This is a genomic window from Synechococcus sp. RC10A2 (genome assembly GCF_047502605.1).
The window spans coordinates 1-11,579 of sequence record NZ_JANSHP010000052.1; the positions used below are offsets into that span (position 1 = coordinate 1).

Sequence of the window (11,579 nt, forward strand, 5' to 3'; positions counted from 1 at the left end):
AGGTGCCGCCAACTGGCCCAGAAGCGCTGTGGATTGGGGAAGGTGCGCCAATGCAACTCCTCGTCTGGCCCCAACACCTGCGCCATGCCTCCCCGCCTGGGATCGATGGCGTACATGACGGCAAAGCTAATGGGCGGATCCCCGGGCAAGGTGACGCGGCTGTACCAGCCCTCGAAAAACGGCTCGGCACAGCCATCCCAGTGATAGCCGGCATGGGGCAGGGATCCCCAATCTGTTGAGCTGTTTTGCCCAGAGCAAGCCGCCGTTGGAGGAAACGCCATTGAGACCTAAGCCATCGCAAAAATGATAAACGGAAGTCTATGCTTACCAAAATAATAATTGTATTGTTTCTATATTTATTTGCCCTTAGGATATCAACCAAGCTGAGATTTAAGGATTTCTTGAGATTTCACGAAGGAAATCCATGGGTTAGGCGACTTGAACCGGAAAGCTTCCATCTTGCCTTCACATATCCTTTCGATGAGGTGAGCATGACGTCACGTCGTAACTTTTTGCTGTCTGCGGGTGCGGCCACCGTGGGTGGACTCGTGAGTGGCAGCTTAGCACGGGCCAGCACAGGCTACTGGGTTGCCCAGGCCAGCGGCCCAGAAACCCCCAATCTCAGGTTAGGCTTTATACCGATTGTGGAGTCTGCCCCCCTGATCATCGCCAAGGAGAAGGGCTTTTTCGACAAGCATGGCATGACCGGTGTAGAGGTGTTGAAACAGGCCAGTTGGCCGGCAGCCCGTGACAACGTGGTCATCGGCTCAGCAGGTGGGGGCATTGACGGCGGCCAGTGGCAGATGCCGATGCCTCACATGATCCACATTGGCGCCATCACCAACAATCAGCCGGTGCGCATGGCAGTTCTGTGTCAACTGATCACCCAAGGCAACGGAATTGCCATTGCTGGAATGCATGTTGGCAAGGGTTTGGGGCTGGATATCTCGGGAGCCGCGGATTACATCAAAAATTTCAGCGCCAGCAACAGACGCAAATTCAAGGCCGCTCATACCTTCCCCAACGTCAATCAAGATTTTTGGATCCGTTACTGGTTTGCTGCCGGGGGGGTAGATCCGGATCAAGACATCGACCTGTTGGCGGTTCCCTCTGCCGAAACGGTGCAGGGAATGCGCAATGGCACCATGGATGCTTTTAGCACCGGGGATCCCTGGCCCTACCGAATTGTGGCCGATGGGATCGGCTTTATGGCGGCCCTCACCCAGCAGATCTGGCCTTTTCACCCCGAAGAATACTTGGCCATTCGCGCCGACTGGGTGGAGCAAAACCCCAGAGCCACACAAGCAGTTTTGATGGCTGTGATGGAAGCGCAGCAATGGTGCGACGATCCGGCCAACCGTGAAGAGCTGGCGCGCATCCTTTCGGGGCGCGCTTATCTGAATGTGCCGGTCGAGGTTCTCACGCCTCCCTTCCAGGGCAAGTACGAATTGGGAGATGGCAAGCCGGCTGTTCAAGATTTCAACGCCGGGCCTCTGTACTGGGAAGATGGGCGGGGCAGCGTCTCTTATCCCTACAAGAGCCATGACCTGTGGTTCTTGACCGAATCGCTGCGTTGGGGCTTCCACGCTCGCTTCCTCAAGGATTTGGATACTGCCCGCCGTCTGGTGGATGAGGTGAACCGCGAAGATCTCTGGCGGGAGGCTGCCCAAGCGCTGGGAGTGAAGAATATTCCCAACAACACTTCGCGGGGAACGGAGCGTTTCTTCGATGGTGTGGTGTTTGACCCCCAGGATCCCCAGGCCTACTTGAACAGCCTGAAAATCAAGAGGGCCTAGTCTCGGCTCAGGTCAACACAGACGTGTTTCTTGTGTAGCAGAAATCCTGCCCATTCGCGGGATCCCATCGAGTTAAAAAAGGCTGGGCCGAGCTTTCTGCTCACATCGGGTTGATAGAGACTGTCAGCCTTGCGCCTTTTGAATGGTTCTGAACACTATGTTGAGGATCGGCCATGTTAGCTCTGCTGCACGTTCCGCGAGAACACTCCAGGGATCCCTGCTTCGAGAGACCAGCCAAGCTTTACTGGGACAGGCTCATCCTTTCAATGGCAATGGGGGCGCTGATTTTGCTGATTGCTGTGAGAGTTTTGTCGAGTTTGCAGTCCCTGTGCTTGCCCGTCCAAGGAAAAGGCAAAGCTGATCCAAGTTCATGCTCTGATTCCAGAACTTTGTAGAACCCCTCAGTCGAGGTGTTTCGAAGGCGCAGAAACAGAGAACTTTGTAAAACTCTATCCTCTCTAGGAGCCATGACGACGACACTTTCTTCTCCGGCAAAGCCCTCGACAACCAAGTTCGACTTTGCCAAGTATCGAGATCAGATCCTCCCTCCCGTGGTTGGCATTGTGGGATTTTTGTTGATTTGGCAACTTTTGTCCGGCGCCAACCTGATTCGGCTGCCGGGGCCCTGGGATGTGTGGATGGATGAGCGCAGCCGGTACCTGATCCTGCATCCTTTGTACCGCAACAGCGACCTCGACCAAGGGCTGCTGCGCCAAACCTTGGCCAGCCTACAAAGGGTGGCCATCGGCTATTGCAGTGCCGCTTTGGTGGGCATTGCCCTAGGGATCTTGGTGGGCAGCAGCATGTGGATCAACCGCGCTTTGGATCCCATCTTCCAGTTTTTGCGCATGGTGGCTCCCTTGGCTTGGGTGCCCATCTCCTTGGCTGCTTTGCAGCGCAATGAGCCGGCTGCTTTGTTTGTTATTTTCATCACCTCTATCTGGCCCATTTTGATCAACACGGCGGTGGGGGTGAGGCAGATCCCGGAAGACTACATCAACGTTTCTAGAGTGCTGAGGCTTTCTAAAGTTGACTTCTTTTTTAAGGTGCTGCTGCCCTCTGCTTTGCCCTACATGTTCACAGGTTTGCGGGTTGGCATTGGCCTATCCTGGCTGGCGATTATTGCTGCAGAAATTGTCATGTCCGGCGTGCCAGGGATCGGCTTTTTCATCTGGGATGCCTACCAGCAGAACTACGTGACTGAGATCATCGTTGCTGTCATCTACATTGGGGCGGTGGGCTTGCTTTTGGATCGACTGGTGGCTGCCCTGCAAAACAAAATAGCCAATCGCTAGCCTCGTTTGCAGATCTTTTCACTGCATGTCCATCCAATTGAGTTGGGATCCCTCTTACATTGTCTTTGAGTGTTAGCCCCAATCAGCTCTTCAAAAAGAGTAGAACTGAGGTCTGGGATCCGAGTTGCTGAGCAATATCTACAGGTGGGGAGGTCTTCTGTGTCTGTATTGGTCAGTGTAGAGCAAGTGGAAAAAGCGTTTGGTCTGCCTGGAGGCCAAGAATATCTAGCCCTCAAAGGGATCGATCTCCAAATTCACCGCGGGGAGTTTGTCTCCTTAATCGGCCACTCCGGCTGCGGCAAGTCCACCCTACTGAACATGGTGGCGGGGTTGTCTCTGCCTACCGGAGGGATCGTGGCTTTGGATGGACACACCATCACCGTTCCCGGCCCGGATCGCATGGTGGTGTTTCAGCATTACTCGCTTTTGCCTTGGCTAACGGTTCGACAAAACATTGCCCTGGCGGTAGACGCTGTGCTGAAAAACTACTCCCCGGCAGAGCGTCAGCAGATTGTCGAAGAACATATCGATCTGGTCGGCTTGCGGCAGGCGGCGGATAAGTTCCCGGCTCAACTGTCAGGGGGCATGAAGCAGCGGGTAGCCATCGCTCGCGCTTTGGCTGTGAGGCCCAAGGTGTTGTTGTTGGACGAGCCCTTTGGCGCTTTGGATGCCCTCACGCGCGGGAATTTGCAGGAGCAGTTGATGCGCATCTGCGAAGAACACCAGATGACCACCCTCATGGTCACCCACGACGTGGACGAAGCCGTCCTGCTCTCGGATCGGGTGGTGATGCTGACCAACGGGCCGGGATCCCGAATTGGCAACATTTTAACCATCGATATTCCCCGCCCCCGCCGCCGGTTGGAGGTAGTCAATCACCCCAGCTACTACAGCTATCGCAGCGAGATCATCTACTTTTTGAACCAGCAAAAACGGATCAAACAGTGGCGGGCCCGCCGCAGCACCGTGGTGGCCAGGCACGGTTTAGAAAAGATCAACTTGGAGATCGGCTTTGTGCCCCTGACCGCCTGCGCCCCGTTGGCGGTGGCCAAAGAAAAGGGGTTTTTTGCCAAACACGGCCTGGAAGAAGTCAATCTGGTGCGGGAAACCAGTTGGCGAGGGATCCAAGACGGCATCCAGGGAGGTTACTTGGATGCGGCCCAAATGCCCGCCGGCATGCCGGTGTGGATGTCTCTGGGCGGCGGGGACAACCCACCCCAGCCGGTGGTGACTGCCCTCACCTTGACCCGCAACGGCAATGCCATTACCCTGCACAGGCGCTTCTACGAGCAAGGGATCCACACCCTCAGCCAGTTGAAGGCTTACATCCTGGATAGTCCCAGCCGTCGGCTGACCTTTGGGGTGGTGCATCCCAGCTCTATGCACAATTTGCTGTTGCGCTATTGGCTGGCAGCCGGCGGGATCCACCCGGATCACGATGTGGTACTGAAAACGCTGCCCCCGGCTCAGATGGTGGCCAACCTAACAGCCGGCAACATCGATGGCTACTGTGTGGGAGAGCCCTGGAATTTGCGGGCAGCCTTAGAGGGCAGTGGCTTTACGGTGGCTACAGACCTGGAGATTTGGCCGGGCCATCCCGGCAAAGTGTTGGGGGTGCGTGAAGATTGGGCCAGGGCCTACCCCAACACCCACATTGCCTTGGTGAAAGCGCTGCTGGAAGCCTGTCGCTACTGCGAAGATCCGGCCCACCACGACGAGATTCGCGAGCTGCTCAGCCGCCGCGCCTACCTGAGCACCGACCCCTCCTACATTCATCTGGGGGATCCCCAGCGTCTGATCTGTGACTTGGACAGGCCGATGCGGGAATATGCCCACCACCGCTTCTTTCTGGGAGCCGGCAACCGCCCCAGCCGCACCGAGCATCTGTGGATGATGACGCAAATGGCCCGCTGGGGGGATCTGCCCTTCCCCCGCAACTGGGTGGAGATCGTGGAGCGGGTGTGTCAGGTGGGGGTGTTCAGTACGGCGGCCCGCGAGCTGGGGCTGGATGTGTCTTACCAACGGCAGCCCATTCAATTGTTCGACGGGATCCCCTTTAATGGTGAGGATCCCCTGGCCTACCTCAACAGTTTGGCGATTAAGCACGATATTTATGATTTATGTAGCCGAGGTTGCTTTGGATCGTCGTCCTGTGTTGCTCTAGAGGTTCCCTTTGCAAAAGCACGTTCCCAGTTGTGAGAAAACGATGAATTGGAGCACCCCACGATGACTGCCCTCTTGACAACCTCTACCCCAGTAGCCACAGCCGCAGAACCCTACTTAACCCTTGAGAATGTCAGCAAGACTTACCCAACTCCTAAGGGGGAGTATCCCGTCTTGCGAGATATCAATCTTAGGGTCGATGCAGGAGAATTTGTCTGCATAGTTGGACATTCCGGCTGTGGCAAAACCACGCTGCTGAATATGGTTTCTGGCTTTACCCAGCCCACCAGCGGCTCGGTGAAGCTGAAAGGCCAGCCGATTACAGCTCCTGGCCCAGATCGCATGGTGGTGTTTCAGGGATATGCCTTGTTACCCTGGCTCACGGTCTATGAAAATGTTTACCTGGCCGTCCAGTCGGTCTTCCCTCAAAAGAGCCAGTCGGAAAAGCATCAAATTGTAGAGGAACACCTGAATTTGGTGGGGCTGGGGGAAGCTGCCCAAAAATATCCCCCGCAAATTTCCGGAGGGATGAAGCAGCGGGTGGCCATTGCCCGTGCCTTGGCGATTCGACCAGAAGTCCTGATTTTGGATGAACCCTTTGGGGCTTTGGATGCCATCACCAAAGAGGAACTGCAGGAGGAGCTGTTGCGCATTTGGGATGAACATCGCTGCACGGTTTTGATGATCACCCATGATATCGATGAGGCACTGTTTCTGGCCGACCGTTTGGTGTTAATGACCAACGGCCCTGCAGCTACCATTGGGCAGGTCATTTCTATTCCCTTCCCACGTCCTCGCGACCGCGAGCGCATTCTGGAGGATCCGCAGTACTATCGCCTGCGCAACTCTGTCCTCAGCTACCTCTACGGGCATGAGGCTAACCCTGAAGCGGTTAACTAAAAATCTCATCCGGCACGCCGCCGAAAGCTCCCTGCCATTATCCTGCCGAGCCGACCAAGCCGCGCACCACCCGCACCAGCTCGGCAGGCAGCGGAGAGCCGGGATCCCAGCACAGCTCCAGTTGGTTGGGATCCCTGGGTAGATCTTCCGGGCAGGGGCCGGTGTGCAGGACGGCCACACACCGCAAGTTGCCCCGATCCCGACAAAACTCATGCCAGAGGGGGATGGCCGCCGGATCCCGGCTGACCAAGAGATAATGGGAGCAGGCTTCCAGGATCGGCTGCTTGTGGGGATCCACCTTGCCGCCCACATCCACGATCACCAGGCTTTTTTGTTGGCGCAGGGCGAGGATGGCCTGGGCGTGAAAGCTGAAAAAATCGGGGGTCAGGCGGCCCCGGTAGCGGTGCTTGAGGATTTTGGCTTCTTCCGGCGGCAGATCCAACGTCCAATTTCCTTCCCCATCCCAGTGGGCCCGCTGCAGATAAACGTTGGGAGCCTGAGGCAGCAGGGACTCGAAAAGAGCGCGGGCCAGGCGGCTTTTGCCGCTATCCGGAGGGCCCACCACCATCACTGCCGCCGCCAATTCTGAGCCTGGCCTGCCCTGCACCCAGGGAATGATCTCGCCCACCTGCACGTCTGGGCTATGGCTGGAGACCACCACTGCCCCCAAGCGCGGGTCGTAGCAGGCCACCCAGCGGGTAAAGTGGCACTCGTGCACCAACCAGCCGTAGAGCCAGATGGGGGCGCGCCCGCTCAGCACCACTCCCAAGCGGGGGTCGATCCCCCCAGGCAGGCGCAGTTGGGCCAGATCTTCCGGGAAAACCAGCCGATCCGGTCGGGTCAGCTCGATTTCAATCACCTGAAACGGTAGCCCCCCAAGATGGGGTTTCTGCGGCCAATGGGCCAGATAGCCAGACCGCAACTGCAGCGCCACAGCAGACATGGAAATTGGGACAGAAAGACAACAGCCTGGCCCCAGTATGGGGAAGATTGGAAGCAAGATCTTCCAATTGTTGGCAGAGTAGGGGCGAAGGGATCCGACCTTGGTCTGTGCCTTGCCCTGGAGGGGGAGATGAACGGAGGGGAGTTGCCTTTGACGGTGGAGGTGTTGCGCTGGCTGGCAGGCGGGCAGTTGGCAGAGCGCCTGGAGCGGGCGGTGCGTCTCTGGGTGTTGCTCCAGGGTTTGTACAGCGAAAACCGTTGGCCGGATCTGCCAGAGACCTTTGGCTACACCCACATCCGCGATCGCCTCTTCTCGCCCAGCCACCCCCGGCAGGATTTGCCCCATGGGATCTCCTGCCCGGATCCCAGTTGCATTTGCCAGAAGCCTCTGAGCTTTTGGCTGGAGCATCCCGACCTGCTGGCCGCCTTAAAAGCCGAAGTTCCCCATCTGGAGACGCGGCTGGCCAGCCGGCCCTTTTTGAAGACCCACCGCACCCTGCGCAAAGAGCTGGACTACCTGGCCGCTCAGGGCTGGCTGCAGCCAATCGAGGCCAACTCCAGGCGAAGAGATAACTTTCGCTGCCGTGCCGCCGGGGATCGCCCCCCCTTGCCGACGCCCGCCTCGGCCTTGACGTTGTCGGGTAGCCAGCTTGAGCAGATCTACCACGTCCTCAGCGACGTGGCCTTTGTGCATCCCGATGTGCAGGTGTTGCTGGACGATATCTGGGGGGGGCATCAACACTCGCAGCGGCGGCTCTTTGTCTGGTTTGAGTACATCCTCTCCGACGAACAGCAGGAGCGGGTGGACGAATACCAAAACCAGCTAGAGGCTTTCTGGACAAAACCGGCAGCAGGGCTGATCCGCTTTGATTACGAAACTCGCCAGCACGGGATCCAAAAGGTCCTCACCTACCCGGTTTGCCTGTTTTATGCCCGCCGCGCCAAGTACTTGGCCGCCTTCGGCCAGCTCCCGCACGCTGCCAGATCCCTGGGCTGGCACAACTTTCGCCTGGATCGCATTCGCTCGCCTCGCCTGACGGTGGTGCCCTGGTCTGACCCTGCGGTGCCGGCGGAGCTCTTGGCCCGCCAGAGGCAGGGGAATCTGCCCACTCCTGAGGAGGTGCAAGCGGCCTGGGAAGAGGCCTGGGGATCCGATTTCTATCTGCCCAAGGCGCTCTTGATCCTGCGCTTTGCGCCGCAGTTTGCCCGCCGCTACGTGGACAACACAGTACGCCACCCCACCTTCCAGCCCATTGCCTACGAGCGGATCCCGGCTTTGGTGCGGCGGGAGATCGCCGATGCGGGGGAACGGGAAAAGATCTTGCACATTCTCCGGCAGAGGCCGGCCAGCGACCGCTACTTCTGCGCCTATGTGCGGGTGGGAGACACCAATTTCACCATGCGCCTGCGGGATTGGCGGCCCAACGGCGAAGTGATTGCCCCTCTGGCCTATCGGGAACAGATGGCCCAGGAAGCGGAGGCAGAGCTGCGGTTTTACCGGCCCGAACTGGCTCTTGCCAAACCCGCCTGCCCATGACCACCCTCTACTTAACCGAGCCGGGCACCGTGGTTCACTGCCAGAACCAAAGCTTGCTCATTCGGCGCCGCGGCCAGGAGCAGCTTTGCCGCCTGGCAGAGGTGAAGCTGGTGGTGGTGTTGCCCGGGATCCAATTGACCAGCGCAGCTTTGGCCCAACTGCTGGATCGAGGCATCGAAACCATTTTTTTGCGTGCGGATGGCGGTTTTCGCGGTCGCCTGCAGGGATCCTTCTCCACCAACTCTGAGATCCGTCTGGCCCAGTATCAGCGGGCCTACTCCCCCTGGGGGCTGAGGTGGGCCAAGGTGATTGTGCGCGGCAAGATTCGCAACCAACGGGCAATTCTACAACTGCACAACCGGGCTACCCGCGGCCAAATTGCCCCCTTACAGGAGGGTATTGATGTTATCGCCGCCTACCTGCAACAGTTGGATCGCTCCACCACTCCTCCGGATCGAGAAGCGCTGATGGGCCTGGAGGGCATTTGCGCCCGCACCTACTACCAATCCCTGCAACATTGCTTTCCGCCTGAGTGGAACTTCACTGGCCGCAACCGACAGCCGCCGCTCGACCCGATCAACGCTCTGCTCAGTTGGGGCTACGGGGTGCTGCTGGCCCGCGTGTTCTCGGCAGTGGTGATGGCCGGGTTGGATCCCTATCTCGGCTTTTTCCACGCCAACTTGCCCTACCGCCCCAACCTGGTGCTCGACATGATGGAGGAGTTTCGACCCTTGGTGGTGGATTGGGCTGTGCTCCAGCTTGTCAAGGCTGGCCTGCTCACGCCGGAAGACTTTGAGCCGTCGCCGGATGGGACAGGCATATGGCTGGGATCCCTGGCCAAAAAACTGTTTTTGGGAGAGCTGGAACGCCGCTTCCGCGAGCCATTGCTCTATCCTCCCCAATCTCGCCGCCTGCCCCTCAGTCAAATTGTGCTGGAGCAAGCCCGCCGGCTGAGCCGTTGCCTGGTGAGCGGTGACCTAGACTATGAGCCCATAGAGCTGCGCTGATGCTGTGGTTGGTTTGCTACGACGTGGTGGACGATAAGCGGCGACAACAGTTGGCCAAGCAGTTGGAACAGTGTTGCCAGCGGGTGCAATACTCCGTGTTCGAATGCCCACTGGACACTGCAGAGTTGGAAAACAAGCTGGAACAGTCGTGGTTGCCCCTGCTGAATCTCAAGGAAGACAGTCTGCGGGCCTACCCTTTGGATGCCGCGGCCAAGAAGCAGGCCAAAGTCTTCGGGGGGCCTCCCCCCTATGAGCCGCCGGACTACCTGATCTTCTGAGGCTCTTCACCGGGCCGAAATTGTAAAGTTTTGTGCGCGATCTGTCGGGGCGAGCCATCACCAGCCTGACTCTGCCGGCACAAGATTTTAAGGGAAACTTTAGATCTTTTGCCCCGATTGGCCCAAAAACGTGACATAATGGCCGTAGCAAGCTCAATTTCCCCGCTTGCGCTTGGCCGCGAGGACAATGTTAATATCTGTGTCGAGGAATCTCCGTACTCCCTCGCGAACGCACCTTGAAAACCTCATGAATTCAGGCTTTTCCGAGGGTAGGGTTGATCCCTACCTTTTCCCCGTAAGGGGACGGAAACGTGCAGACCGCGCCTCTTCGATACGAGACCTATAGTAAGTTGATCCCTACCTTTTCCCCGTAAGGGGACGGAAACGTGTTTAGGGGAGGTTAAAACCAAGTGGAGTGGATATAGTCCGTTGATCCCTACCTTTTCCCCGTAAGGGGACGGAAACCTCACGATTGTTGAAAACATACCGTGTGACTTGGAACTGTTGATCCCTACCTTTTCCCCGTAAGGGGACGGAAACCCCTTATAAGGAATCGCTACAATGTAGTGCCCATCGGCGTTGATCCCTACCTTTTCCCCGTAAGGGGACGGAAACCCTGGGTGCTTTGTTTGGGGGAGGGCTAGTTAATCGACGTTGATCCCTACCTTTTCACCTGAAGGGGCCGGCAACCGAAACCCAGAATCCGGTATAGGACGTACGAAAGCACCGTTGATCCCTACCTTTTCCCCGTAAGGGGACGGAAACTTCCTCCCAGATTCGGGGTTGGTCCAGAGCCCCAAATCCGGGAGGTTGATCCCTACCTTTTCCCCGTAAGGGGACGGAAACCTAGCCATAGTAAACCTCCTTTGGCAGAGAATTACGTTTTTCTGTTGATCCCTACCTTTTCCCCGTAAGGGGACGGAAACACTTTAACCTCATCCGCAACACGGCGGTAAGACCCGAAAGTTGATCCCTACCTTTTCCCCGTAAGGGGACGGAAACTTACCTGCGAGGGGTCGCAGGGGAACAGGTTAAGGTCCTGTGTTGATCCCTACCTTTTCCCCGCAAGGGGACGGAAACACGACTGCGTCAGCCTGCTTGACCATGACCTCGTTGCGCGCGAGGTTGATCCCTACCTTTTCCCCGCAAGGGGACGGAAACAGGCCACGGATTTGGCCAAACAGAGGGCAGCTAGCCCGTTGATCCCTACCTTTTCCCCGCAAGGGGACGGAAACACTCATACCACCCTTTTGTACCCCTCTCGGGCGTACATAGGTAGTTGATCCCTACCTTTTCCCCGCAAGGGGACGGAAACAGCTCGAGCGAGATGATACGGGGAAGCCCTAAGGCCTCAGCGTTGATCCCTACCTTTTCCCCGCAAGGGGACGGAAACCCGTCGAGTTGAGGAAGCCATGTGGGCTTGAGGCGAAACTCACGTTGATCCCTACCTTTTCCCCGCAAGGGGACGGAAACCCCAGAATTTCTTCTGGGACCTCCCGCTCAGAATCTACGTTGATCCCTACCTTTTCCCCGCAAGGGGACGGAAACTAGAGAGAAGCGAGTAATGAGCAAAGAGAAGTGAGGTTGATCTCTACCTTCTCCCTGCAAGAGCATGCCTCTAACCCCCAAAACCCTGAACTTTGCTGAATTTACTGAGCTTT

The 11,579-nt window shown here is 57.5% G+C and carries 9 protein-coding genes and 1 CRISPR repeat array; of the genes, 7 read left to right on the forward strand and 2 right to left on the reverse strand.

What is annotated here, in order from left to right; genetic code table 11:
* Nucleotides 1-281 (reverse strand): tocopherol cyclase family protein (locus tag NW848_RS06635; protein WP_414508406.1); only part of this gene is annotated, 281 nt, incomplete at its 3' end.
* Between the two features lie 210 nt (nt 282-491).
* Here NW848_RS06635 and NW848_RS06640 point away from each other — a divergent pair.
* The 4 genes from NW848_RS06640 (at nt 492) to NW848_RS06655 (ending at nt 6,154) form a co-directional block, all read left to right on the forward strand.
* Entirely contained in the window at nt 492-1,796 is a 1,305-nt protein-coding gene (locus NW848_RS06640; RefSeq protein WP_414508405.1) for a CmpA/NrtA family ABC transporter substrate-binding protein, read from the forward strand.
* A 467-nt stretch (nt 1,797-2,263) separates the two neighbouring features.
* Nucleotides 2,264-3,091, forward strand: a complete 828-nt coding sequence (ntrB, locus tag NW848_RS06645; RefSeq protein ID WP_414402836.1) for a nitrate ABC transporter permease — start codon at nt 2,264-2,266, stop codon at nt 3,089-3,091.
* A gap of 159 nt (nt 3,092-3,250) precedes the next feature.
* Complete coding sequence (locus NW848_RS06650) at nt 3,251-5,290, forward strand: nitrate ABC transporter ATP-binding protein (RefSeq protein ID WP_414508404.1); 2,040 nt, start codon at nt 3,251-3,253, stop codon at nt 5,288-5,290.
* Between the two features lie 27 nt (nt 5,291-5,317).
* Nucleotides 5,318-6,154, forward strand: coding sequence for an ABC transporter ATP-binding protein (locus tag NW848_RS06655; protein ID WP_099812314.1), 837 nt, complete (start codon nt 5,318-5,320; stop codon nt 6,152-6,154).
* 37 nt (nt 6,155-6,191) lie between these two features.
* On the opposite strand, the gene crn3 is transcribed toward NW848_RS06655, so the two are convergent.
* The gene (crn3, locus tag NW848_RS06660; protein WP_414403019.1) at nt 6,192-7,097 is read right to left on the reverse strand and encodes a CRISPR-associated ring nuclease Crn3/Csx3; all 906 of its coding nucleotides are present in this window, start codon (nt 7,095-7,097) and stop codon (nt 6,192-6,194) included.
* Between the two features lie 129 nt (nt 7,098-7,226).
* Between crn3 and NW848_RS06665 the strand changes: the two genes are divergently transcribed.
* Genes NW848_RS06665 through cas2 form a run of 3 tightly spaced genes read left to right on the forward strand, consistent with a single transcriptional unit; the run spans nt 7,227 to nt 9,918 of the window.
* Nucleotides 7,227-8,633, forward strand: coding sequence for a TIGR03985 family CRISPR-associated protein (locus NW848_RS06665; RefSeq protein WP_143597335.1), 1,407 nt, complete (start codon nt 7,227-7,229; stop codon nt 8,631-8,633).
* Nucleotides 8,630-9,640: a CRISPR-associated endonuclease Cas1 gene (gene cas1, locus NW848_RS06670; RefSeq protein ID WP_414403047.1), complete on the forward strand. Its 1,011-nt coding sequence runs from the start codon at nt 8,630-8,632 to the stop codon at nt 9,638-9,640. Before NW848_RS06665 ends, cas1 begins: the two co-directional genes overlap by 4 nt.
* The gene (gene cas2 / locus NW848_RS06675) at nt 9,640-9,918 is read left to right on the forward strand and encodes a CRISPR-associated endonuclease Cas2 (protein WP_414331218.1); all 279 of its coding nucleotides are present in this window, start codon (nt 9,640-9,642) and stop codon (nt 9,916-9,918) included. The genes cas1 and cas2 overlap by 1 nt, the downstream gene beginning before the upstream one ends.
* 274 nt (nt 9,919-10,192) lie before the next feature.
* A CRISPR array of direct repeats spans nt 10,193-11,466; the repeat unit is 37 nt; unit sequence GTTGATCCCTACCTTTTCCCCGTAAGGGGACGGAAAC.
* Nucleotides 11,467-11,579: the final 113 nt, after the last annotated feature.